The sequence below is a fragment of the Paenisporosarcina cavernae genome, assembly GCF_003595195.1.
In the GTDB taxonomy this organism is placed as follows: Bacteria; Bacillota; Bacilli; order Bacillales_A; family Planococcaceae; genus Paenisporosarcina; species Paenisporosarcina cavernae.
Map to the genome: position 1 here is coordinate 1,405,427 of NZ_CP032418.1, position 23,431 is coordinate 1,428,857.

27 protein-coding genes and 1 pseudogene are annotated in these 23,431 nt (G+C 37.8%); 4 read left to right on the forward strand and 24 right to left on the reverse strand.

Annotated features, from left to right (window positions below; translation table 11 throughout):
- Positions 1-67: 67 nt before the first annotated feature.
- Genes lepA through gpr form a run of 3 tightly spaced genes read right to left on the reverse strand, consistent with a single transcriptional unit; the run spans position 68 to position 3,842 of the window.
- On the reverse strand, positions 68-1,891 hold the full coding sequence (gene lepA, locus D3873_RS07155; protein WP_119883416.1) for a translation elongation factor 4: 1,824 nt from the start codon (positions 1,889-1,891) through the stop codon (positions 68-70).
- 49 nt (positions 1,892-1,940) lie between these two features.
- Entirely contained in the window at positions 1,941-2,765 is an 825-nt protein-coding gene (spoIIP, locus tag D3873_RS07160; RefSeq protein ID WP_119883417.1) for a stage II sporulation protein P, read from the reverse strand.
- 57 nt (positions 2,766-2,822) lie between these two features.
- Complete coding sequence (gene gpr, locus D3873_RS07165; protein ID WP_162920162.1) at positions 2,823-3,842, reverse strand: GPR endopeptidase; 1,020 nt, start codon at positions 3,840-3,842, stop codon at positions 2,823-2,825.
- 160 nt (positions 3,843-4,002) lie between these two features.
- Here gpr and rpsT point away from each other — a divergent pair, with 160 nt between their 5' ends.
- The gene (rpsT, locus tag D3873_RS07170) at positions 4,003-4,251 is read left to right on the forward strand and encodes a 30S ribosomal protein S20 (RefSeq protein ID WP_119883419.1); all 249 of its coding nucleotides are present in this window, start codon (positions 4,003-4,005) and stop codon (positions 4,249-4,251) included.
- An 86-nt stretch (positions 4,252-4,337) separates the two neighbouring features.
- On the opposite strand, the gene holA is transcribed toward rpsT, so the two are convergent.
- Complete coding sequence (gene holA, locus D3873_RS07175; RefSeq protein ID WP_119883420.1) at positions 4,338-5,345, reverse strand: DNA polymerase III subunit delta; 1,008 nt, start codon at positions 5,343-5,345, stop codon at positions 4,338-4,340.
- Positions 5,346-5,497: 152 nt separating this feature from the next.
- Between holA and D3873_RS07180 the strand changes: the two genes are divergently transcribed.
- Complete coding sequence (locus tag D3873_RS07180) at positions 5,498-5,632, forward strand: YqzM family protein (RefSeq protein WP_119883421.1); 135 nt, start codon at positions 5,498-5,500, stop codon at positions 5,630-5,632.
- A gap of 54 nt (positions 5,633-5,686) precedes the next feature.
- On the opposite strand, the gene D3873_RS07185 is transcribed toward D3873_RS07180, so the two are convergent.
- From D3873_RS07185 to D3873_RS07240, 12 genes and pseudogenes are all read right to left on the reverse strand, one after another.
- Complete coding sequence (locus D3873_RS07185) at positions 5,687-7,963, reverse strand: DNA internalization-related competence protein ComEC/Rec2 (protein WP_119883422.1); 2,277 nt, start codon at positions 7,961-7,963, stop codon at positions 5,687-5,689.
- 37 nt (positions 7,964-8,000) lie between these two features.
- Positions 8,001-8,438 (reverse strand): annotated as a pseudogene (locus D3873_RS07190) (ComE operon protein 2); the annotation flags it as partial.
- Positions 8,439-8,507: 69 nt separating this feature from the next.
- On the reverse strand, positions 8,508-9,146 hold the full coding sequence (locus D3873_RS07195; protein ID WP_119883424.1) for a helix-hairpin-helix domain-containing protein: 639 nt from the start codon (positions 9,144-9,146) through the stop codon (positions 8,508-8,510).
- Positions 9,147-9,224: 78 nt separating this feature from the next.
- A complete protein-coding gene (locus D3873_RS07200) occupies positions 9,225-9,965 on the reverse strand; it encodes a class I SAM-dependent DNA methyltransferase (RefSeq protein ID WP_162920163.1) in 741 nt (246 codons plus the stop codon).
- A gap of 2 nt (positions 9,966-9,967) precedes the next feature.
- Positions 9,968-10,318, reverse strand: coding sequence for a ribosome silencing factor (rsfS, locus tag D3873_RS07205; RefSeq protein WP_119883426.1), 351 nt, complete (start codon positions 10,316-10,318; stop codon positions 9,968-9,970).
- A complete protein-coding gene (yqeK, locus tag D3873_RS07210; RefSeq protein ID WP_238473754.1) occupies positions 10,315-10,884 on the reverse strand; it encodes a bis(5'-nucleosyl)-tetraphosphatase (symmetrical) YqeK in 570 nt (189 codons plus the stop codon). Before yqeK ends, rsfS begins: the two co-directional genes overlap by 4 nt.
- Positions 10,877-11,446 (reverse strand): nicotinate-nucleotide adenylyltransferase, encoded by a 570-nt coding sequence (locus D3873_RS07215; protein WP_119883428.1) that lies wholly within the window; start codon positions 11,444-11,446, stop codon positions 10,877-10,879. The genes yqeK and D3873_RS07215 overlap by 8 nt, the downstream gene beginning before the upstream one ends.
- A 6-nt stretch (positions 11,447-11,452) precedes the next feature.
- Positions 11,453-11,752: a ribosome assembly RNA-binding protein YhbY gene (yhbY, locus tag D3873_RS07220; protein WP_119883429.1), complete on the reverse strand. Its 300-nt coding sequence runs from the start codon at positions 11,750-11,752 to the stop codon at positions 11,453-11,455.
- Positions 11,739-12,572: a shikimate dehydrogenase gene (gene aroE / locus D3873_RS07225; protein ID WP_119883430.1), complete on the reverse strand. Its 834-nt coding sequence runs from the start codon at positions 12,570-12,572 to the stop codon at positions 11,739-11,741. The genes yhbY and aroE overlap by 14 nt, the downstream gene beginning before the upstream one ends.
- Before the next feature lie 10 nt (positions 12,573-12,582).
- Positions 12,583-13,683, reverse strand: coding sequence for a ribosome biogenesis GTPase YqeH (gene yqeH / locus D3873_RS07230; protein ID WP_119883431.1), 1,101 nt, complete (start codon positions 13,681-13,683; stop codon positions 12,583-12,585).
- Positions 13,683-14,204 (reverse strand): YqeG family HAD IIIA-type phosphatase, encoded by a 522-nt coding sequence (locus tag D3873_RS07235; protein WP_119883432.1) that lies wholly within the window; start codon positions 14,202-14,204, stop codon positions 13,683-13,685. Before D3873_RS07235 ends, yqeH begins: the two co-directional genes overlap by 1 nt.
- Positions 14,205-14,237: 33 nt before the next feature.
- A complete protein-coding gene (locus D3873_RS07240; RefSeq protein WP_119883433.1) occupies positions 14,238-15,011 on the reverse strand; it encodes a phosphatidylserine decarboxylase in 774 nt (257 codons plus the stop codon).
- Between the two features lie 87 nt (positions 15,012-15,098).
- On the opposite strand from D3873_RS07240, the gene pssA reads away from it, so the two are divergent.
- Positions 15,099-15,638: a CDP-diacylglycerol--serine O-phosphatidyltransferase gene (gene pssA, locus D3873_RS07245; RefSeq protein WP_119883434.1), complete on the forward strand. Its 540-nt coding sequence runs from the start codon at positions 15,099-15,101 to the stop codon at positions 15,636-15,638.
- 124 nt (positions 15,639-15,762) lie between these two features.
- Positions 15,763-16,491, forward strand: a complete 729-nt coding sequence (gene sigK / locus D3873_RS07250) for an RNA polymerase sporulation sigma factor SigK (protein ID WP_119883435.1) — start codon at positions 15,763-15,765, stop codon at positions 16,489-16,491.
- On the opposite strand, the gene mtnN is transcribed toward sigK, so the two are convergent.
- From mtnN to mltG, 8 genes are all read right to left on the reverse strand, one after another.
- The gene (gene mtnN, locus D3873_RS07255) at positions 16,466-17,167 is read right to left on the reverse strand and encodes a 5'-methylthioadenosine/S-adenosylhomocysteine nucleosidase (RefSeq protein ID WP_119883436.1); all 702 of its coding nucleotides are present in this window, start codon (positions 17,165-17,167) and stop codon (positions 16,466-16,468) included. The two genes, sigK and mtnN, sit on opposite strands and share 26 nt — an antisense overlap.
- 63 nt (positions 17,168-17,230) lie before the next feature.
- On the reverse strand, positions 17,231-17,869 hold the full coding sequence (locus D3873_RS07260; protein ID WP_119883437.1) for a YrrS family protein: 639 nt from the start codon (positions 17,867-17,869) through the stop codon (positions 17,231-17,233).
- 221 nt (positions 17,870-18,090) lie between these two features.
- Positions 18,091-18,567, reverse strand: a complete 477-nt coding sequence (greA, locus tag D3873_RS07265) for a transcription elongation factor GreA (RefSeq protein ID WP_119883438.1) — start codon at positions 18,565-18,567, stop codon at positions 18,091-18,093.
- 181 nt (positions 18,568-18,748) lie between these two features.
- Positions 18,749-19,387 (reverse strand): uridine kinase, encoded by a 639-nt coding sequence (gene udk, locus D3873_RS07270; protein ID WP_119883439.1) that lies wholly within the window; start codon positions 19,385-19,387, stop codon positions 18,749-18,751.
- Positions 19,384-20,601 carry a peptidase U32 family protein gene (locus D3873_RS07275; protein WP_238473755.1) on the reverse strand — a complete coding sequence of 406 codons (1,218 nt, stop codon included), beginning with the start codon at positions 20,599-20,601 and terminating at the stop codon, positions 19,384-19,386. Before D3873_RS07275 ends, udk begins: the two co-directional genes overlap by 4 nt.
- Before the next feature lie 23 nt (positions 20,602-20,624).
- Positions 20,625-21,551, reverse strand: coding sequence for a peptidase U32 family protein (locus D3873_RS07280; protein WP_119883441.1), 927 nt, complete (start codon positions 21,549-21,551; stop codon positions 20,625-20,627).
- Positions 21,548-22,183, reverse strand: a complete 636-nt coding sequence (locus tag D3873_RS07285; RefSeq protein WP_420798985.1) for an O-methyltransferase — start codon at positions 22,181-22,183, stop codon at positions 21,548-21,550. Before D3873_RS07285 ends, D3873_RS07280 begins: the two co-directional genes overlap by 4 nt.
- A 67-nt stretch (positions 22,184-22,250) precedes the next feature.
- Entirely contained in the window at positions 22,251-23,372 is a 1,122-nt protein-coding gene (gene mltG / locus D3873_RS07290; RefSeq protein ID WP_119883443.1) for an endolytic transglycosylase MltG, read from the reverse strand.
- Between the last annotated feature and the right edge of the window lie 59 nt (positions 23,373-23,431).

Sequence of the window (23,431 nt, forward strand, 5' to 3'; positions counted from 1 at the left end):
AACATGGTGGCAAAAGCACGTGATTCCACCCTTTATATTCTCTAAAATTACAGTAATACCAATGCTTTTACTCCTCGTCCATTTTTAGTACTGCCATAAACGCTTCTTGCGGTACTTCAACGGATCCGACTTGCTTCATCCGTTTTTTACCTTCTTTTTGTTTGTCTAATAATTTACGTTTTCGAGAAATATCTCCACCGTAACATTTTGCCAGTACATTTTTGCGCATCGCACTAATAGTGGAACGAGCAATAATTTTTTGCCCAATTGCTGCTTGAATTGGCACTTCAAATTGCTGCCTTGGTATTAATTTTTTTAACTTCTCCACAATCACTTTTCCGCGTTCATATGCAAAATCACGATGAACGATGAAGCTTAGCGCATCTACTTGCTCTGCATTCAGGAGAATATCCATTTTAACTAATTTAGATGTACGATACCCAATGAGCTCATAATCAAAAGAAGCATATCCTTTTGTGCTAGATTTTAACTGATCGAAGAAGTCATAAACTATTTCAGAAAGTGGAATTTCATAAATAATGCTAACTCGAGAATTATCTAAGTAATCCATCGTTAAGAAGTTTCCACGTTTCTTTTGACAAAGTTCCATCACGGCGCCAACATAATCATTCGGCACCATAATAGTTGCCTTCACATACGGCTCTTCTACGTGGTCAATCTTTTGCGGGTCTGGCATCACGGAAGGGTTGTCCACAAGCATAGAAGAGCCGTCGGAAAGATGTACCTCATAAATTACACTTGGTGCTGTTGTAATTAGATCAATGTTAAATTCACGTTCGATACGTTCTTGAATGATTTCCATATGCAATAATCCTAAGAACCCACAACGGAAACCGAAACCTAAAGCTTGAGATGTCTCAGCTTCAAATTGAAGTGCAGCATCGTTAAGTTCTAGTTTTTCAAGTGCTTCACGTAAATCGTTATATCGAGAAGATTCAATTGGATATAATCCACAGAATACCATCGGATTTAATCGGCGATAACCTGGAAGTGCTTCACTCGCTGGTTTAGCAACATGTGTAATGGTATCCCCTACACGAGTATCTCCAACATTTTTAATTGCAGCAGTTAAAAAGCCAACATCTCCAACTGTCAATTCTTCACGAAGCGTTGCTTTCGGAGTAAACACCCCTGCTTCAATTACTTCAAATTCTTTTCCTGTAGCCATCATGCGGATTTTATCCCCTGGACGAACTGTACCTTCCATAACACGAATATATGCTACCACTCCGCGATATGGATCGTACAAAGAGTCAAAAATTAACGCTTTAAGTGGTGCTTCTGGATCTCCAGTTGGTGCAGGAACTTTTTCCACGATTTGTTCTAAAATTTCCTCAATCCCAATACCCGCTTTTGCAGATGCAAGAACTGCTTCTGAAGCATCCAAACCAATCACATCTTCAATTTCCCCTCGAACACGTTCGGGATCTGCAGCAGGAAGATCTATTTTGTTAATGACTGGCAATATTTCAAGTTCATTATCTAGCGCTAAGTAAACATTTGCTAGCGTTTGCGCTTCAATTCCCTGCGCAGCATCCACAACTAATATCGCACCTTCACAAGCTGCAAGACTACGAGAAACTTCATAGGTGAAATCGACATGTCCAGGCGTGTCAATTAAGTGAAAGGTATACGTTTCACCATCTTTTGCTGTGTAACTTAGCTGAACGGCATTCAGCTTGATGGTAATTCCTCTTTCCCGCTCTAAATCCATGGAATCAAGCAATTGTGCTTTCATCTCACGTGAAGTTAAGGCTTTTGTTTGTTCTAAAATACGGTCAGCAAGCGTCGACTTTCCGTGGTCTATGTGAGCAATTATAGAAAAGTTTCGAATATTTTGTTGTCGCTTATTTCTTTCTTCCTTATTCATATGTGTGTCCACTCCTAATTAAACTAGTATGAATTATAGCAGTGAACACTCAATACATCAATGATTGTTGGAAAGGAGAACTCCTCCAATCTGCAATTGCTTGTGCTAATACAGATATTGTACGATTAATTTCTTCTTCTGTACTTTCAATTCCACCTATTTCTATCAGCACCATGTTTTCAGACAAATCTTGGTTGTATACCCCGTCAACATTATCTCCGGATTTCGAAATAACTCCCCTTGATATACCGGGAATCATTGTCTCTAATCGATTGGAAAGTTGGGTGCTTATTTCGTGATTTTTCCGGAAGTTTTTATTTTCAGCTCCTACAATGAAGGCAATTTTTGCGAATGAATTCGAATCCACTTCTATGGTAGACAAGTCATGTTTCGTGGAATCTCGATGCAAATCAATGATAAGATCATAGGGTTTTTCTCTTATAACATCTTGTAATATTGGTCGGATATTTTCGTATGCGCTCCTCATTAACACACCGCGTTTTTTCATTTCAAGCATATTATCAACAGGAAGTGTGTCCACATGTAATTGACGAATACCAAATTGAAAAGCGATCATATCACTTAGCTTAGTGATATTGGTAGTCGCATCATACACCATTTTTTTTCCTGACTTTGACTGGACAATGGGAATGTAGGATTCATGTGAATGTGTAAATAGTAATAAGATATCCGCCTGCTTTTCACTGGATTCAAGTTGTTTTGCTTGCTCCCAATTTGCCGCATAGGCTACCGGTGTATAATTAGGTGTGATGGGTTCCGATGATGGTAACGATGTTGGAAAAAATTTTCCGATTGCTATTGGTGTTAATAAAAGTACCAAATAGAGATACCCAACTAGCTTTAATTTTTTCATATAATGCACCCCCTCTTACTACCTTACGCAGAGGAGATAATAGCTAGAACTATTCACTCACTTTAGCCACTGGAGTAATAGACGAGAAAGCGATTTCTGATATCGACATAACCAAGCGTCCATTTCCTTTGGTGAAACAAATAGTTGTTGATCACGAAGTGGCAATAGCTCTTTCATTAGTTGTAATCGATCGGAAGGGCTCCATTCCATCCACTTGCCAAACAATGGTGTAAGTAATGATAGATTTCTTTCTGCAATGGTTACCTTTCCGTGCCGAACACCTGCCAATTTCTTGGATGGACTTTGTTCATTTTCATAGACATCTTGAAACGCGTCGACTAAATTCTCTATCGATTCTGCAACGATTACGGGAGCATCGACAACGGTAGGAACTCCTATAGCTATGACTGGACAACCCATCGTTCGAGCTGATATCTCTTTTCGTTTGTTCCCTATACCTGAGCCTGGGTGAATTCCGCTAGTTGTAAACTGAACAGTTCGGCAAAGACGTTCATGACTTTTTGCTGCTAATGCGTCTATTACAACAATGACATCCACCTTCAATTCATTCGCTAACAAGGAAATAAAATCACTTGTTTCCAATCCAGATTGTGCTGTCACTCCTGGGGCATATAAATAGATCTCTTTTTTCTCCTGTGAAGAACCTAAATAATGCTCTTGCAGCGTTTGAATTGTTGCTGGCCCAATAGAATCAGGGGTGATTCGCTTGTTTCCAAGACCAATAATAAGCATTTTTCTGGCGTCTGTTATCTTTTCTGATTGAAGTAGTTGTGACCACTCTTTCTCCATGGATTGTTCAAATTCTGCCCATCCTTGATCGTCATCCACATACAGTGTAGGAATCGTGATCGTGATATACTCTCCAGGCGATTTGCCAATTTTTCTGGCTGCATCGGGAGACACATTCATTCGTACAACCTTTACTCTTCCTGTTTTTATCTCATCATAGTGAATACCTTTTAAATCTTGGACGGTTCGTTTCTCCCCAGCGTTCACAAGTCGTATTCCATCAATCGTTTCATCGATTAAGTCTGTATAAGCGTTCCAATTTGTCACTACATTCACCTCCCAATTATTATTTCCAAGGTGTCAAGTAAATATTCTTTCCGCATCTCTATTGCTTTTTATTATTTCGTTTGCTAGAATAATGACTGATGTATGATTAATAAACGTTTCTGAAGTAATCATCTCGGACCTTATTTAGGAGGTGAAAGGTATGCCAAACATTAAATCTGCGATTAAACGTGTGAAAACAAATGAGAAAGCAAACGCTCAAAATTCACAAACGAAATCAACTATGCGTACTGCTGTGAAGAAAGCTGAAACAGCTGTTCTTAACAAAGAGGAAAACGCACAGGATCTTTTAAAATCTGCTATCCAACAATTAGATAAAGCAGCTTCTAAAGGCTTAATCCATAAAAACACAGCGTCTCGTAAAAAAGCTCGCTTAATGAAAAAAGCTTAAGATTTACTAAGATCAGCTGAACTTAGTAAAACAGCGCACCAACAATTTTGTCGGTGCGCTGTTTTTTTTGTGTTCTTTTTGAGATATTAATCTTTTAATAAAAATAACTCCAAAATACGTTCTCGTTTTAAGGAGGAAGTTTTTAATTCTAAATCATTATCTGCTAACCTATTCATCGCTACTAACAATTTTTTCTCCGACATTTGCGGCTTGCTTTCCACAATCAATTTAACTCGATATGGATTTACTTTTAATTGTTTAGCGATTTGGGTCACAGGATATCCTTTGTTTTGTAGATAAAGTACATTTAACTGCAATCTTACTTGAGATGCGAGTAACGCATTAATCATGATCGGCTCCTCTTTCTGCCTTAACAAGTCATGATATATTTGAATCGCCTTCGTTTTATTTCCTTTAAAATAAGCATTTAATAATTGAAATACGTCTTGCTCTAATGTTCTCGTTAATAAATTCTCCACAATTAATGCTGTAATTGTCTTCTCTTCCCCAAGGAAAGTGGATAGTTTTTCAATTTCACCAGAAAGTTGTAGTAGATTCGTTCCTAACGTTTCCACTAAGACTTGAATTGCCTCATCTTCAATTGCTTTACCGTGCTTTCCGACTTCATTTTTTATCCAAACAGAGACATCATTTGATTGAAGAGGTTTTACTTCCAGGACATTTGCAGTTTGCTTCATTTTTTTGGTCACTTTTTTGCGTTCATCTAATTTTTCATATGGTGCTACAAATACAGTGATAGAAGTTGGAGAAGGATTGTCCAACCATTCGTCCAAGTAGTCTAACTGATGACTTACTTTTTCCTTTGTTTTATCAGAAGCTTTTAAAAATGTCGCATTCTTCCCAATAATGAGCTTTTTATCCGCAAAGAAAGGCACTGTATTAGATTCTTCCACTAATGCTTCTACTGGCGTTTCTTGAAGATCAAAAATAGTCTTTTCTTCTCCGTCTTGCAATTGTAATGCCTTTTCTAGACGATGAATCGTTTCGTCGATTAAATATTGTTCAGTACCGATTAATAAGTATACTGGCGATATATTTCCCGCCTCTATTTGTTTCCATTCTTTTGACAGCATAATAACCCTCCACTATTCTTTTTATTATACAAAAGAAACGTGCGTTCATGAACAATTTGTGTCATGCTGAGGAAATAAGATAAATTCTTCGACAGAAGATGGATTTTTTAAAATGATTATTTTATAATAATAAAGAATTAGGAGGGGTAGCAATGAACGAATTTGAAAAAAATGTTCAAACTAAACGAAACGATGTCATCGATTCAGGAATTGGATTTGGAGTTTCCTTTGGTTTCTTTGCACTGATTTTCATCATTGCGACTGTTATTGACTATATCGGATCGTAATAATCAAAAAGGGGCTAGCTTAATTGCTAGTCCCTTTTTTCTATCTTCCTTCTTTTATTCGTTCATACGTTCCAGCCTACCAGAAGGATGAATAAAGAACGTAATGGATCCTATATCTTTTGTCAGAAGAATTTCACTTCCAACCGCTTCTAATTGAGCAAGTACGAGAGGATGTGGATGTCCGTATCGATTGGTTGCAGATACCGAAATAATACTATAGGTTGGAGAAATCGTTTCCATAAACTTTTTCGAAGAAGAAGTTTTGCTCCCATGATGCCCTACTTTTAAAATATCCACATGAGAAAGTAATGTATGTTCTATTAATTTCTTTTCACCTCGTTCTTCTAAGTCTCCTGTAAAAAGAACTTTTCGTTGAAAACCTTCCATTAGCACTACTAATGAATCATCATTCCCTTCGTAGTTGCCTTCAAATGGAGATAGATAGCGAAATTGAACACCTTGTAGTGCGAACCCCTCCCCTGCATATTTTTCACGTACTGGGATTTTCCTTTTATTACTGATCTCAATTGCCTTTTTCATCTCAGGTTCATTTTGAGTTCCAGGACTGATAACTAATTCTTTACTATCAATCAATTGTAAAAAATCGTCTAATCCTTCAATATGGTCTGCATCCGCGTGAGTTGCGATCACTTTTTCTACTTTTGAGATGCCTTTTCCTTGTAAATATTTCGCCACAACATCTTTTCCAATTGCGAACGTTTGATCTTTTTGTTTCCAGCTTTCATTTGACGTATAGGAAGAAAATCCCCCAGTATCAATAAGAATTGCCTTTCTTCCATGAGGAAGTTGGATAAAAATGCTGTCTCCTTGACCAACATCTAAAAATGTCACTTCTATGGAACGATTAACCAAAGGGGAAAGATGAAATAAGATAAGTGGAATTAGAAGAATCGCCAGTATTTTTCGAATAGATTCCTGTCTTTCCATCACCGCTAACGCATATAAAATGCAAATATACAGGATCACTATCCATATTAAGCTAGGTTTTCCAGGATTCCACGTTTGATACGGAATAGAGGCTGCAAAATACATGCACTCTTGTATAATCTGACGAATTGGAGAATAAACCTTCATGATTCCGACAAATATTCCTGATGGCAAATAACTTAACACAAAAAAGAGCAAATTTAATGGCAAGATAACAAGCGTAAACAAAGGAACAAATAGAATGTTCATCAGAAAAGAAGAAATGGAAACTTGAAAGAAATGAAATAGCAAGACGGGAAGTGTCATGAGTTGGGAGAGAAATGTAATCATTAGGGAAGTTTGCCAAAACGAAGTGAGTCGAGAAAAGAACGTTTGAGAATATATAAGCGCAAAAGTAGCTAAATAGGATAACTGAAAGCCAACTGAAAGAATGAATGCGGGTTTCACAAACAACAGAACAATCATGCTAAGCGAAAAAGCAATGGAAATAGCATTTCTTTTTTTCTTTAGGATAAACATTATCGCCGCACCCGCCATTAGCACAGAACGCCATACTGACGAAGAGCCACCAGCTAGTAACGCATAAAGGGGCAAACAAACTAACAAGGTATACAGCGCTTTTCGCTTCCTTATACCGAACCGGATCAGCATTCCGTATAATCCCCAGGCTAATAAGGATACGTGAAGCCCAGAAATCGCAAACAAATGGGATAACCCTAACGTTTGGTACGTCGCACGATCTTTATCATCCATAGATGATTTCCAACCAATTAATAAAGCTTTGGCTTCTTCGTTCCAAGGGGATGGAAACGTACGGTCGATATGTTTTCCTACAGTAAATCGATACGTTGACCATTTATTTAGAAATGTGTTCGAGTAGCCAACTTCGTACATCGTTTCAATAGAAATTTTCCCAGTAATAGATTCTTGTGCAAAGTATGCTTTTTCATCATAAGCATAGCGATGAACTCTTTGTTTAGGAATTACTTGAATCGCCTCAATTTGAACTAAGACACCAACTAGCGGTTCATTTTCAAAACGGATCTTATCTACTTCTTTGGGAATTTGGTAGGTTGCTTGCCATCTAGTACCGGAGTTGTCTAGGATGACACCAGATAAAGTGTTGCCGTTAATTTTATACGTGTCTGTCCATTCCATCACTCCATTATGAAACACCTTATTCGAATTTGGTTGCACGTAATGGACACGAACAAGAATGGTACATGAAATCACAAGATACAAAATAGTTGCAGCAACAGAATATCTTCTTTTCCAAAAAATGACCACCAAAAATAGATGTGCGAGTAGAAAAAATGGAGACAGAACAAGAGTTGCAGCAGAAATACAAGCTCCTACTGCAACGAATAATAGCCAATGTGACATGAGGATTTTATGGCTCGTATCATCACCTACTTAAAGTTAAATGTTTTTCTTCAAAAGGTATGTGAATCATATCCACACCTGCTTTTTCTAAAAGTTCCATTGCATACTCGTTATTTCGGTAGTTGTTTGCATAGATTAATTTTTTAATACCAGCCTGAATAATTGATTTCGTACATGGTAAACACGGAAAATGGGTCACATACATTTCCGCATCTTGTGTGGATACACCATATTTAGCACATTGTAAAATGGCATTCATTTCTGCATGAATAGTTCGAACGCAATGGTTGTCCATCACATAACATCCATGATCTATACAGTGCTCTCCACCAGAGATAGAGCCATTGTACCCAGCAGCCATAATTCGATTATCTCGAACGATCGTCGCTCCAACTGCTAGTCGAGTACATGTGCTTCGAAGTGAAAGCAGATGACTTTGAGCTAAAAAGAATTGTTCCCAAGATATACGTTCCATTTATGTTTTCCCCCTCCACTTTTTATTCAGTTTAGGGGTTTACAACGACTCCGTCAATTGACTATTTTCTTATTTAAGCGATAGACGTTCTTCAAATTTCGCAAATGTGACATCTCCGATTCCAGGTACTTCTTTCAACTCATCTAGCGTTTTGAATGGGCCATTTTCTTCTCTATATTGAACAATGGCATCCGCTTTTGAAGGACCTATTCCAGGTAATTGGTCAAAATCAGCACTTGTCGCTGAATTAATCGGTACAGCACCGTCTTGTTTTGAAGAAGTAGAGACGAATGGTAGCGTTAAAATGGGTTGTTCTCCTATAACTGGAACATAAATAATCATTTCGTCTTTCACAAGTTGAGCTAAATTCACTTGAGTTAAGTCCGCTTCCACTGTCACATCACCTGCTAGCAAAATGGCATCTTGAATACGTTTGCCTTCAGCTAATTCATAAACGCCAGGGGAAAGAACTTGTCCTTTAATGTCGACCATTAAGCTAGTGTGTGGTGTTGAATCTTCTGCCATTTCGTTGATGGTTGTAAGACCATCTGGAACTTCGGATGAAATTGATGGAAACGAATTATCAGGAATAATTTCTTCTTTTGGGGAAAAAGAAGTGAAAATATAGAGGAGTAAAACGACTGTAGGTGAAAGAAATAGAAGAAGAAGTACTTTCTTTTCTTTCCATAAGCTTTTCATTTCTTGCATAGTTGCAGAAACTCCTTACTGATTGGGATCAATGGAGTTCCTTTAACTATATCGAATATGGTGCAAGTTGCAAAGAGTTTATTTTCTTGCGAAGAAATATACCCTCTCTGCGTTTTCTTCGAAAGTCATTGTCTCTAGTGAGGTAACGACAGTCTCTATTTTAAACCCAACGGCAAGCAGCACATTGGTTAGAAATTCAGTCGAGTAACCTCGCTGAATATGTGTCTCATGAAATCGATGGAAGAGGCGATCGTCCTCATTCTTCACGAAAAAAGTTAAGTCTGACTCTACCATATCATGTTGTTGGTTTTTTTCTGCGTACCAAATGTAGGCAAGATTTTCATTTTCAAATGTATACGGGCTGCCTTCATGTAATGACGCCATTTTTTGGAGAGTATGACTGTCAAACACGACACATCCGTCCTCATTTAAAAACTGATAGAGGGTTTCAAAAAGTGAAGCAATTTCGTCTTCCTCCAGTAAATAATTCACAACGTCTACCGCTAGAATAAATGCATCCACCTGCTTTGGATAATCAAAATCTCGTATATCCATGCATGTAAGTGGAATATGGTGCTTCTTTTCTGTGAATTTAGTAGAAGCAATACTTAACATTTCTTCTGAAATATCGACCCCTTCTATCTGATAAGGATAGGACATCAGTTTTTCAAGTAAATTCCCTGTTCCACATCCTAATTCTACAACCGTCCGGCTCATCTGAGGTCCCAGAAATTCGGCAATACGTTTGGAGTAGAGTTCATAGGGAATGTCTTGCATCAATTCATCATAGATTTTTGCAAAGCGTTGATAGTGAGACATTGTTACGCCTCTAACTCTACATCTATTAAAGGGGCGTCTCCCCATAAACGTTCTAAGTTATAAAATTTACGTTCTTCTTGATGGAAAACATGCGCAACGACATCACCCATATCCACTAACACCCATCTTGCAGCGTCAAAACCTTCTAACCGTTTGACTTCATATCCTGCTTTCATTGCTTGGTCCGCTAATTCTTTCGCAATCGCTTGGACTTGGCGGTCAGAGTTCGCATGACAAATTAGGAAATAATCTGCCAGTAAGGAAACTCCTTTCATGTTTAATACGACAATATCTTCTGCTCGTTTATCATCAGCAGCTTTGTATGCAATTTCTAGTAACGATTTTTCAGTCATTCTTCACGTTTCCTTCCTTTTACCACATCATTATAACACGCCAAACTATCTGGATATATCGGTACTCGTTTTTTTATTAAATAGGATAAGGAATGCACAACGCATTCTTCAAATCCTTTGTGAAAATCTTTGTTTACTTGTTCTCTTAAGAAATCAACGCCAGGGAATTGGCGATTTGGCTCAAGTAAATCTGCTACATAGATTACTTTTTCTAATGCAGACATACCATCTCTTCCAGTCGTATGGAAACGAATAGCATTCAATACCGTTTCATCTGTTATCCCGAATTGCTCTTTTGCAACGACGGCTCCTACATGAGAATGCCATAATTCGACGTGAAATTCTAACAAATCAGTAGGCAAGTAGTTATCGAGGATTTGCTGTTTTAGCCAGTTCTTGTCTTCGAATTTCACAATGTCATGTAAAAGAGCAGCCGCTTGAACATCTTCCAAGTTAAGTGCAAAATTTTTGGAAAGAGAAATTGCCGTTTCTTCTACTCCTAATGTATGCACTACTCGATTTGAAGGCATGGCTTGCGTTACCGCTTCTAGAATTTTTTCACGCACGATACCACCCCTCCCTTATGATGATTTCCTTCACTTCATTTGGAACGAGAAAAGAAACATCCTGATTACGAGATAGTCTCTCTCGAATAATCGTGGATGATAGTTGAAGTTCTGGCGTATTAAAAAGTTCGACGGGAATCGTACTTTTCACCTCGTAAGTAGGACGTCTTACTCCAACAAAGTGAACTAGCTGCTGTAATTCGTCTATTTTATACCACGAAGGAAGATTTTCAATCATATCTGCACCAATTAACATGGAAAACACAGTATCAGGTTCTCGTTCCTTTAAAGCGCGCAGTGTTTCATATGTGTATGAAACTCCTTCTCTTTCTAATTCGATTGTCTCAACCGAAAAATATGGGAATGTTTTTGTAACTGCTTCTAACATTCGTACTCGATCTTCTGGTCGAAGCATCGCTAGAGCCTGTTTATGTGGTGAAATATTTGTTGGCATGAATCGCAACTCATCAAAATCTCCTGCATGGTACACTTCGTTTGCAAGGATGAAATGCGCTATATGTGGTGGATTAAAACTTCCACCAAAAAGACAAACTTTTTTCACAGTACATCAACCCTTTTTAGGCAACTCAATGCGCTTATTGTTTTTAGAAGCTTTGTATAAAACTACAGTTAACCCAATAAGCTGAACTAATTCTGCGTTCGCACCTTTCGCAAGTTGTTCCGCGACTGTTTGTTTGTCTTCTTCACAATTTTGAAGAATGCTTATTTTAATTAATTCACGAACTTCTAGAGCTTCCGCAATTTGTTTTACCATATGCTCATTTACCCCGCCTTTTCCTACTTGGAAAATGGGATCTAAATGATGTGCCTCGCTTCGTAAAAATCGTTTTTGTTTACCTGTTAACATGATTTCCTCCTAATGTTGTTTCTAATACGGAAACTATTTTTTCTGTGTTCGGATATTGACCAGTCCAAAGATAAAAGCTTTCAGCTCCTTGATGAACGAACATACCTAACCCATTTTGAACATCTAGTTGATGCTGCTTCGCTTGATGAAGAAATTGTGTTTCCCAAGGGTTATAAATAATATCACTTATTTTACAACTTCGCTTTAAAGTATCAAATTGAATTGGCCAATTTTCGGAAGAACGTAACCCGTTTGATGTCGTTTGAATAATAAAATCATACATGGAAAGGTCCCTTATATTTCTCCATTCGAGGACATTAGCTAATCGAAATTCTTTTTGTAAAACTAGTGCACGTTCTAGCGTCCTGTTGGTGATGTCTACATCCATATAGCCGGAGTTCTTTAGTGCATCGACAATTCCTCTCGCTGCTCCTCCTGCGCCTATGACAAGTCCTTTTGCCATACGCAATGATTTTCCAAAGTCGTTTTCAAAGGCTTTCACAAAGCCAATTCCGTCCGTGTTGTATCCAATCCATCCATTTTCGGTTTTTTTCACCGTGTTCACGGCGCCTATTGCTTGTGCCGATGGATCTATTGCCGATAAAAATGGAATAATTTTTTCTTTCAAAGGAACCGTTACATTAAATCCTTCACATCCTAGTATCGTCATCGCGTGAAGAGCTTCTTCTAAGTTTTCTGGTTCCACTCGAATAGGAATATACGTTGCATCGATCTCTAACTGTTCAAACCAGCTATTATGCATAATTGGGGACTTTGAATGGTCGATTGGTGAACCAATAACCGCATACCATTTTTTCATGAAAATCTCCTTAAATGAGAGATGGTCGAATTTGAACATTAACGCCTTTAGGAGCATGAACGGCAACGACAATATTTCCTTTATTTACCGTGATCCAACCTAGACCAGAAATGACGATATCTGTTTTGTCTTCCTTGACTCGAAATTCGTGTCGTACAAGCTCTGGAAATTGTTCCTTTGAAATTGGTCCAGGTGGCACGAGCATTTCACCTAAATGATTTTCATATAATGCATCCGCATTTTGAAGTTTCGTCCGATGAATCATCAAGCTATTCGATACATGTACTGTAAACGAACTCCTTGTACCTTGAATAAAATCAAAGCGAGCTACACCACCTAAATAAAGCGTTTGCTCAGGATTAAGCTGAAAAACTTTTGGCTTTAATTCACTTTTTGGCGTAATGACTTTCAACTCGGAAGCATCTAAAAAATGTGCCATCTGATGGTGATTAATAATCCCTGGCGTATCATGAAGTGATTTCCCATCTTCTAGCGGAATGTCGATGAGGTCAAGTGTAGTACCTGGAAAATGGGAAGTAGTGATAACGTTATTTTCCCCTGTTACGTTCTTAATAATACGGTTAATAAACGTCGATTTCCCTACGTTCGTACAACCAACCACATACACGTCTTTCCCTTCACGATATCGATCAATTGCATCCATTGCCTGTTCCATACCATTTCCTTTTACAGAACTAACTAAAAGCACGTCAATCGGTTTAAGTCCAAGTTTGTGAGCTTCTTGCTTCATCCAATGAATCACCCGATTCGGTTTCACCGATTTCGGTAACAAATCAACTTTATTCCCGATCAGTAAAATTGGATTCGAGCCTACGAATCGTTGTAATCCAGGTAACCAACTTCCATTAAAATCGAAAATGTCCACGATTTTAACGATAAGACCATTTTGATTTCCTAAGCTAGTTAAAATACGTAAAAAATCATCGTCGGTTAAAGAAACTGGTTGAATTTCATTGTAATTCTTTAATCGAAAACATCGTTGACAGATAACTGTTTCTTTTTTTAAAGAAGCCTCTGGTGCATATCCTACTTCATTTGGATTCTCACTTTGAATAGCTGCTCCGCATCCTATACAAACTACTTGTTCCATTAAATATCTTCCTTCCATGTTACATGCCCACGTCGTTTAAGCGATTTAAAAATCGCACGTTCTACCATTCGATTAAAGCGCGTAAAAAAGCCATCTGACTTTGCGACAGGTACAACAAGAATCGTATGAATACCTAGTCGATTTCCGCCGACAACGTCCGTTAATAACTGATCACCTATCATCACAACTTCTTCTTTACGCGCATCCAATAAATGCAATGCTTTTCTAAAAGCTTTTCCCATTGGTTTACGTGCTTTAAAAATAAATGGTATTCCTAGAGGATCAGCAAACGATTTTACCCGTAGTTCATTGTTATTCGAAACAATGATTACTTGAATCCCAGCGTCTTTCATGCTTTTAAACCATTCGATTAACTTTGGTGTAGCACCGGGTCTATCCCATTCCACTAATGTATTATCCAAATCTGTGATAATCGCGCGGATATTTTTAGATTTCAATCTTTCGGGCGTGATTGTAAAAACATCTTTTACAAATTCACTTGGTAAAAAGTAATTAGTCATTCCGTGACACTCCGATCAAATATTCTTCACATATTATAGCATATACCCGAGAGGCTCTCCGAACTTCACTATATCTCCTGCACGTAAATTCTCAGCAAACGCGAATTCTTCTTTTTTTGATAATAAAATCACCGTTGATCCAAAGGAAAAATAGCCTATTTCGTCTCCTTTTTTATAGATTGTTGTATCCATTAAATGTATCGAATTGACAAACATAGCACCGATCATTGCCAGCACGACAGAATGTTGGTCATTTTTCAACTCAACTATTTTACGAAAATTTTTGGAAAGTGGACGTTTGCCATATCGTAAGCCGGCTTTATTGACCGGATAGGAGGTTAATCCATACGTTTTAGTGGATACTCGGTTAGCTGAAAGTGGACTGTGGATACGGTGATAATTCGCGGGACTTAAATAACATACAATGTAAGACCCGTTAGCATACTCCTGTGCTAGTTCTTTTCCTACCATCTCTTCAATCGAATATGCTTGTCCTTTTACATGAAAATGAAAGGAGTCAGATAATGTTCCAAATGCTTCAATTTTACCGTCGACAGGACTGGTGAGAGTATCGGTAGAAGTGTTAACATTCCGCAAAGAAGAAGGAATACGTCGTGTAAAAAAATCTTGCAAGCTAGCATACGATTGAAACGACGAGTCTATTTCTTCAGTCGGAATTTGAAAGGTTTTCGCATATGAAGGGATTATTCGTTTACTAGCGGAGGATGTAACAAATTTACGCAAAAGAGTAGTCGTAAATTTCGTATTCGTTAGTTCGACACATTTTTGGTACATAAATGATTTCATGCTATTTCCTCCGTAAAAATACTCTATTCTTTTCAACCATTACATCATATAATGAAACTTAGTTTACCATCAAAGGAGCGCTCATAGTTGTACTTTTTAGAACGAATTGACCAAACGATTAAAAAAATTAAACTTCAAACTGCAAACTTTGTTACGTTGGCGAATTTATCATTTGGTGGAGCAGCTATTTTAACGTCCATTAATGAAAATTATAGTTATAGTGTTCTGTTCATTTTTATCGCGGCTTTATTAGATCGTTTTGACGGAATGATTGCTCGTAAATACAATATGGAATCGGAATTAGGAAAACAGCTAGATTCCATGAGCGATATTATCTCATTTGGCGTTGCGCCAGCAATCCTATTATTTATGACCGATTTGGTTCACTTTGGTGCACCGGGAATGGTCATGACCATTCTTTATATAGCAGCTGGTGCGCTACGTTTAGCACGATTTAATATTACGGAGTCAAATGGATACTTTACCGGATTACCAATTACCGCTGCCGGAACGCTATTAACGTTATCTTATCTAGGTATCACCTTGTTGCCTTCAGTTTTTTACATGTTCATGATGCCTTTATTGGCAATATTAATGATCAGTAACTTTCAATTAAAGAAAATATGACCAGTCTTCCTGTAAACGATCGCCAAGGTGGTGTGTTTACAGGTTTTTTTTAGATAATTTTTATAGAGGCATGTTCTCATTTTCCGACAACGTTCTACATAGGATAGTTGCAAGGAGGATTGACTTGTCAGGAATTCTTACTTTCGTTATACAATTATGGTTGGATTTCCCTGCATTTGTCGGTTATTTAAAAGGGCAGGCGTTTAAAAGTCCTTTGAATGAAAAAGAAGAAGCCTTATTTTTACAACGAGCCGCAGAAGGTGATGAACATGCAAAGAATGAATTGATAGAACGCAATATGAGGCTAGTTGCGCATGTCGTAAAGAAATTCCATCCCAAACATGAACTTTTAGACGATTACATCTCCATCGGTACAATCGGGCTCATGAAAGCGATCTCGAGTTTCACCCCTGAAAAGAAAACTCGCCTTGCGACATACGCCGCTCGATGTATAGAAAATGAAATACTCATGTATTTACGCACACAGAAGAAAGTGCAAAAAGACGTATCCCTCTATGAATCCGTTGGAATCGATTTAGAAGGTCGCGCACTACAAATTGCTGATTTGCTCCCTTCAAATGATCAAGATACCTCGGAACAAATCGAATGGAACGATGAAAAGACGAAACTTTATCAACATCTATCTAAATTAGAAGGACGAGAATGGGATATCATTGTCCGTAGATTCGGCTTGTTCGGTTTAGAAGAAATGACACAAAAGCAAATTGCAAAAGAACTTAATATTTCGCGAAGCTACGTGTCAAGAATTGAAAAAAGAGCACTAGTCCATCTATATCAACAATTCAAACATGAAAAAACTCCTTCGATCATGGAGAATCGAAAGAGCGAATAACTTCTAAGACGATTTCTGTTGAATGTTTTGCAGCGATCGGTAAAAATTCATCAAAACTAATGGAAGACTCTTTTCCTGCAATATCGGACAAAGCCCGAATGACAACAAATGGTGTTTCAAATTGATGACAAACTTGCGCCACCGCAGCAGCTTCCATTTCCGAAGCTTTAGCTAGTGGGAAGTGACCCCTTACGGATTCAACACGATCTGTGTCATGCATAAACGAATCTCCCGTGATGATTAAACCTCGTCCATACGAATGCTTTCCTATTTTCTTTACCGCAGCTTCTGCTAAGTCCATTAGTGATGCATCAGAAGAAAACCCTTCAGGTAATCCTGGCACTTGTCCCATCGCATATCCAAAAGCAGTAACATCCACATCGTGATGACGAACATCTTCCGAAATAACGATTGAACCAACGTCAAGTGCAGCGTCAAATCCTCCAGCAGAACCGGTATTTATCACAACATCTGGTTGAAATTCATGAAGCAATAATGTCGTACTCATAGCAGCATTTACTTTGCCAATTCCACTTTTTAAAAGGATGACTTCTTTACCCTCATAATAACCTGAAGTAAATTCACAATTTGCGATTGTTTTTTCTGTAGGTTGCTCGATTGCATGTCGTAATAATTCTACTTCTTGTTCCATTGCGCCAATAACAGCAATTTTCACGATAAACTCTCCTCTTTCATTCCCAACTTGCTTCATTAAAAATAGACAAAAAGGACGGCTATGTCAATAGGAGCCGTCCAACGTTTGTAAAGTTTCCACTTTTGTAGGCAACCAACCTTCTTGATCTACCCACTCTAGATAAACTTTGTATTTCTTTTCCTTATCATTAGAAGAAACAGTTCCCACCGATTTTTGTGGAGAACCACCATTTCCAATGTACCAAACAATCATGTCGTTTGGCGCTAATCCTGTTGCATAACTTAACGCGCTTACTTTTTCTTTCCAGTCGACGGAATTTTTATCGTAACTTGACACATGTTCACCAGTTTGAGAAGTTCCAATCGGTTCAAACTCTCCATTGGCTGGTGGAGTTTTAGTTTCTTCTGATGTATCATCCGAATTTTCATTCACTGGGGTTTCATCATCCGATTCTTCTGGTTCAACAGGTTCTGTCGTAATATCTGGTTCATCATTTTCTTCAACTGCATCCTCTAAATCCTCTTCATCCTCTTGCACTGTATCCTCTGAAACTGCTTCTTCGTTGTCGCGATTCGAGGCTGCTCTTTCCTCATCTCCACCTCGACTACTCCAGAAAATGATACCCGCAGTAATAATGATAAGTACCAATACAACTCCGATGAGAGTATTTAAGATTTTATCCGTCTTTGTTTTTGTTGCTCGATTATTTAATCGACTAGGCATTACTTGTCACTCCTTTTTCATACGATTCAAATTGTAACACAGTGCTTCATTACAAATGTGACGAGCAATTCTCAAAGAAGTTTCAACTTATTATCATTCCACTAGAAACCAATTTAAAATTTGATACCGTTAACAAAATTTTGCACGATTTAAGCTAATTAAAATGAAAATCGCCACGGAATGATTCCATGACGATTTCTATAATTGATGCACCTCGTACTTTATGTGATAGAAATAATTTTTACATCCATTTCGCCACCAGGAGTAAGTACTTTTACTTGCTCTCCTACAGAACGGCCTAATAAGCTTTTTGCAATCGGTGAATCATTGGAGATTAGTCCCTCTAAAGGATCAGCTTCTGCAGAACCAACAATCGTGTAGGTTTCTTCGTCTCCATCTGGAATTTCAATAAAAGAAACCGTTTTACCTAAAGTAACTGTTCCATTATCTTGTTCGTTTTCTTCGATGATGACAGCATTTCGAATCATCGATTCTAATGTCGAAATTCGACCTTCGATAAATGCTTGGTCTTCTTTTGCAGAATCATACTCCGAGTTTTCGGATAGATCTCCAAAATCACGTGCTATTTTAATTCGTTCTACCACTTCTTTACGTTTAACTGTTTTGAGGAATTCAAGTTCATCTTCTAATTTTTTCTTTCCTACAACTGTCATAGGATATTGTTTTTCGTTCGACAAAGTCTTCCACTCCTTAAACTACTTTACCTTCACAGGAAATATTCTCTTTATTCAACCGAAGAGAACACACTATCTGTTTTAGATAAAACGATTATATACTATCTGCTAAAAATACTATGCCGCTAGTCGTGAAACTATGCGGCATAGATTACAGGTATTTTGGTAATCTTTCACAATCATATTACAAGATGTTATCAGATTCAAGAATTGTTTTAATTTTTGTAACCATTAAGTCAATGGCTACTTGATTTTGTCCACCTTCTGGGATAATAATATCTGCATATCGTTTTGTCGGTTCGATAAACTGGTTGTGCATTGGTCGTACAACCGTTAAATACTGCTCTACTACCGAATCGATCGATCTGCCACGTTCATTAATGTCGCGTAAAATTCGTCGAATGATTCGTAAATCCGCATCTGTATCAACAAATAGTTTAATATCCATTAATTCTCGTAGTTTTTCATCTTCTAATACCAGTATTCCTTCTAAAATAATGACATCTTGCGGTTCAATATGGATTGTCTTAGAAGATCTTGTATGTACTGCATAATCATACACTGGCTTTTCAATCGCTTGTCGTTCCAACAATTGATGTAGGTGCTCGATTAGTAATTCGTTATCAAAAGCAAGCGGATGATCATAATTTGTTTGAAGTCTTTCTTCAAATTCTAAATGACTTTGATCTTTGTAATAATAATCTTGTTCAATCACTACCACTGCTTTCTCTTTGTACACTTCGTATATTGCGTTCGTCACACTTGTTTTTCCAGAACCAGAACCCCCAGCAATTCCTATGACAACGGGTTTCTTTTTGTTCATGTTTGAAGCTCCTTCCTCATCATGTTCATGGGATAAACAGGATGATCGCATTTAAATTGAATTACTTGTAGCGGATGATTTGCCGATTCCACTACATTCCCCTTGTCATCGTAAATAGTATCAATGGTGATCTCGAAATTGTCAATTTCCGGACCGAAAAACTCTACTTTCTCCCCAGGGTTAAATTTGTTTCGTTGCTGGACCGTGACCATCTTTGTTTCGTGGTCATAGCTTTGTACAAATCCCACAAAATCAATGTCATTTTTCTTGGAATGAACACCGAACATTTGTTGCTCGTACCCAGGTTCATTTTCAAAAAAGGCACTAGCTGTTTCCCGATTCGCACATTTAGCCAATTCTTCGACCCACTCTGGTAAAATTTCAAAGCTTTCTGGATTGTCGAAATAGCCATCTATTACTTTTCGATAAACTGAAACAACGGTTGCAATATAATGAATCGATTTCATTCGACCTTCAATTTTAAGCGAATCGACACCTAAATCCATCATTTTTGGAATCGATTGCAAAAGATTTAAATCTTTCGGGCTCATGGCAAACGGAACAGCTTCACTAGTAACAGCAGGTTGCTCGCTATAAGCATCCGTTAAAGCATAATCCCATCTACAGGACTGACAACATCCGCCACGATTTGAATCTCGGGCAGTCATATGATTCGAAAGCGTGCAACGTCCACTATATGCGATGCACATCGCACCATGAATAAATGCTTCGATTTCGATCGGCACTTTCTCTTTCATGAGTCTAATTTCTTCAGCGCTTGTTTCTCGCGCCAAGACAACCCGATGTAAACCTTCTTGCTTCCAGTACTCTACTGCTTTATAGTTCGACAAAGATTGTTGTGTGCTCAAGTGAATCTCTAATTTAGGCGCTGCGATTTTACACGTTTCGATAATTAAAGGATCTGCAACAATGATACCCGTAATGCCAGCTCCTTGTATGGAAGCTAAATAAGTATCTAATCCGTCCATGTTTTCATTATGAGCGAAAATATTTGTTGTAACATATATTTTCGCCTCATAATTATTGGCAAATTCCACAGCTTCTTTCATCTCGTCAATTGTAAAGTTCCCTGCATTGGAACGTAGTCCGAATTCTTGACCTCCGATAAAAACCGCGTCTGCTCCATAGTGTATTGCGACCTTCAATTTTTCTAGATTTCCAGCAGGCGCAAGTAATTCTGGTTTTTTTCGCAACTTTTTCACCTCCTATTTGTTCGTTAATAAACGGTCTCTTTCCAAAGAAAACCAGTATCCATTTTTCGATGTCTAGGTTGGATTTCATTCAATTGGTCAGCCAGATTTTCTTTTATTTCCTCATAAGTCTCAGCTGATTGATAGTAGGCGTCTATCGCTTGACGGTATCGTTTCGTTACTTCCGTTACATATGCTTCTTCATGTAGAATCCCATCAATTTTAAACGCATCTACACCAGCCTCTAGCAATTCGCTTAACTCTTCCACTAAACAAATGTCACGCGGACTGAAAATATGGGTACCATTGGAATCCTCTAATATCGGGTAATATTGGTCGCGTTCTTTATCGTATAAACTCATCATTCCGGTGGAATGTTGAGGTTCTATTTTCATCGCTTGTTGCAAGTACATAAAATAGTTACCTATTAGGGCACGCTTCGACTGAAACATGCATGTCATGCCATGAACTTGCACTTCTAGTTCCACTGTTGCATGTTCTTTCATTTCCAAAATTTCATCTAAATTTAACTCTCGTGCAAGGACAGCTCGCTTCGCGCCTCTTTTTCCCCAATAGTTTGCGGTAAACCAATTTGTTGCAGTCGTTTCCGCATTCCACGTTAATTCAAATGGTTCGTCTAATTGACGATTTATTTGGATGACAGCAGGGTCTCCAAAAATTAAACGATCTATAGAGAAACTTTGAAGAGTTGTCATATATGCTTCTAACTCTTCAATATGTTCATTATGAAAAATAGCATTGACGGCAACGTATAATTTTTTTCCGCTCGTTCTCACAAGAGTCGATGCCTGTTTAATTTCTTCTATGGAAAACTCCCCAGGTAGTCGAAGTCCAAACCTGCTTTCTCCAACAACGATTGCATCAGCCCCAGCATCAAGTAAATGCTGTATATGGTCGTATGAATGCGCAGTGACAACTAATTCCGTCTTCACAAACGTTCCTTCTTTCTCGAAATAATAATCCCATCCCCTACAGGTAGAAAAGCAGAATCAAATTCCGGATGAGTCATGATAAAAGTTGTAAATTCTTTCAATTTTCGGATCATTGTTCGCTTTCTTTTTGGGACTTCTTCTAATGTAGAAGTAGTCAACCCATGCATTAGCATATTATCACAATAAATTACGCCACCTGGTGCTAGTAACGCGGAATATTTGTCAAAAAAAGCACGATATTGTCCTTTTGCAGCGTCGATAAAAATAGCATCATAAAAAGAATCCGAAAAAACAGTCGGATCAATATCTAAAGCATCTCCTACTATTACTTCAATATGGTCATTTTTTGATGCTCTTTCCACATAACGTTTTGCTACTTCCGCACGTTCTTCGTCTCGTTCAATTGTTGTAATTGTCACGTTTGGAATCTTTTCTGCCATTCGTAATGCAGAATAGCCGATCGCTGTTCCAATCTCTAAAATAGACGATGGTTGTTGAATTGCAAGAACCTGAAGCAAGGCTTCAATACCCACGAGACTCATAATTGGCACATGGTTATCTGATGCATACGCTTCCATTTCTTGAAGCAAATCACTTCTAGGTGGAATGAAATTTTCAATATAAGTGTCCACTTGTATCACTCTTTTCGCAAAAAGAAGAAGGAAGAGAAATCCTTCCTTCTTTCTTCATAAATTCATGTTAATCGATATATTTGCTCTTGTTTTCTAAATGCTCTTGATAGGTTGTTGCAAAATGATTTTTTCCTTCTGAATCAGCAAGGAAATAAACAAAATCTGTATCTGGTGCATTCAATACTGCTTCAATAGAAGAAACACCGGCATTTGCAATTGGTCCTGGTGGTAACCCAGTGTGTAAATACGTATTGTAAGGACTTTCTGTTTCTAAATCATCCAATAACACTCGGTCTTTATGTGATCCTAACGAATAAAGCACTGTCGGATCCGTTTGAAGTGGCATTGGAGGTTCTGCATTCATTCGATTATAAAATACACTTGCAATTGTTGCTCTGTCAGAGGCTTCTGTGGCTTCTTCTTCTAACAACGACGCAAATGTCAATAACCAATGAACGGATTGACCTTCTGCTAGCATTTCCGTATATGGGGTTACGGCTTTTTGCGTTGCCGTTAACATTTGTTCCACAATGGAACGTAATGTTGGATTTTCTTCATAAAAATCATACGTCGCGGGAAATAAATAGCCCTCTAAATTATAACGGATTGCCTCATTTGATACTTCTTCCGTAATAAGATTAGGATATTTAGCTTTCATTTCTTCAATAAACCCTTCATCCGTCACTAAATCCATGAATTCATCCGCCGAGTAATTCGTTTTAGAAGCAATGATATCCGCAATTTCTTCTAAGTTTACACCCTCACGTACGGTTAACTTGAAAACTGGCTCGCGATATACTTTTCCCGTTTTTAAACTTGTAATTAATTCATCAAATGTCATAGATTGAGTTAACGCGTAATCCCCTGCTTGGAAATCAGACTCATTATTAAACTTCGCATAATATTTAAATATTCTCGCGTCGCGAATAATGTTATTTTTCTCTAATAAAGCAGAAATCGAATCTAAATTCGATCCTATAGGCACATTAATTTCAATAATATCTTTTGCATTTTCATTAACCGGTTGTAAGCCTTCCTTCACATAATTATACCCAAAGTAAGCAGCTACACCGACTACTAAAAAGAGGACCAGCACAATAATAAATACAATTTTACGTACTATCTTTACTTCCTTTTTCTTTTCTTTCATACGCTCGAACATAATCTCTTTTTTTGATTCATTTTCCAATTGGGATTCCCCCTCTATCTTTTCCTATTATACAGTTGTCCACTCAAAAGCAAAAGTAA

What these genes read in the sequence shown, in the direction of transcription:
- yqeH (WP_119883431.1), bottom strand. Translation starts at nt 13,683, where the DNA reads ATGGAACAAGTAGTTTGTATAGGATGCGGAGCAGCTATTCAAAGTGAG.
- rsfS (WP_119883426.1), bottom strand. Translation starts at nt 10,318, where the DNA reads ATGACTGAAAAATCGTTACTAGAAATTGCATACAAAGCTGCTGATGAT.
- aroE (WP_119883430.1), bottom strand. Translation starts at nt 12,572, where the DNA reads ATGAAAAAATGGTATGCGGTTATTGGTTCACCAATCGACCATTCAAAG.
- rpsT (WP_119883419.1), top strand. Translation starts at nt 4,003, where the DNA reads ATGCCAAACATTAAATCTGCGATTAAACGTGTGAAAACAAATGAGAAA.
- D3873_RS07235 (WP_119883432.1), bottom strand. Translation starts at nt 14,204, where the DNA reads ATGACTAATTACTTTTTACCAAGTGAATTTGTAAAAGATGTTTTTACA.
- D3873_RS07185 (WP_119883422.1), bottom strand. Translation starts at nt 7,963, where the DNA reads ATGTCACATTGGCTATTATTCGTTGCAGTAGGAGCTTGTATTTCTGCT.
- holA (WP_119883420.1), bottom strand. Translation starts at nt 5,345, where the DNA reads ATGCTGTCAAAAGAATGGAAACAAATAGAGGCGGGAAATATATCGCCA.
- D3873_RS07180 (WP_119883421.1), top strand. Translation starts at nt 5,498, where the DNA reads ATGAACGAATTTGAAAAAAATGTTCAAACTAAACGAAACGATGTCATC.
- D3873_RS07260 (WP_119883437.1), bottom strand. Translation starts at nt 17,869, where the DNA reads ATGCCTAGTCGATTAAATAATCGAGCAACAAAAACAAAGACGGATAAA.
- D3873_RS07240 (WP_119883433.1), bottom strand. Translation starts at nt 15,011, where the DNA reads ATGAAATCATTTATGTACCAAAAATGTGTCGAACTAACGAATACGAAA.
- lepA (WP_119883416.1), bottom strand. Translation starts at nt 1,891, where the DNA reads ATGAATAAGGAAGAAAGAAATAAGCGACAACAAAATATTCGAAACTTT.
- udk (WP_119883439.1), bottom strand. Translation starts at nt 19,387, where the DNA reads ATGAACAAAAAGAAACCCGTTGTCATAGGAATTGCTGGGGGTTCTGGT.
- D3873_RS07195 (WP_119883424.1), bottom strand. Translation starts at nt 9,146, where the DNA reads ATGCAAGAAATGAAAAGCTTATGGAAAGAAAAGAAAGTACTTCTTCTT.
- yhbY (WP_119883429.1), bottom strand. Translation starts at nt 11,752, where the DNA reads ATGTTAACAGGTAAACAAAAACGATTTTTACGAAGCGAGGCACATCAT.
- D3873_RS07200 (WP_162920163.1), bottom strand. Translation starts at nt 9,965, where the DNA reads ATGTCTCACTATCAACGCTTTGCAAAAATCTATGATGAATTGATGCAA.
- spoIIP (WP_119883417.1), bottom strand. Translation starts at nt 2,765, where the DNA reads ATGAAAAAATTAAAGCTAGTTGGGTATCTCTATTTGGTACTTTTATTA.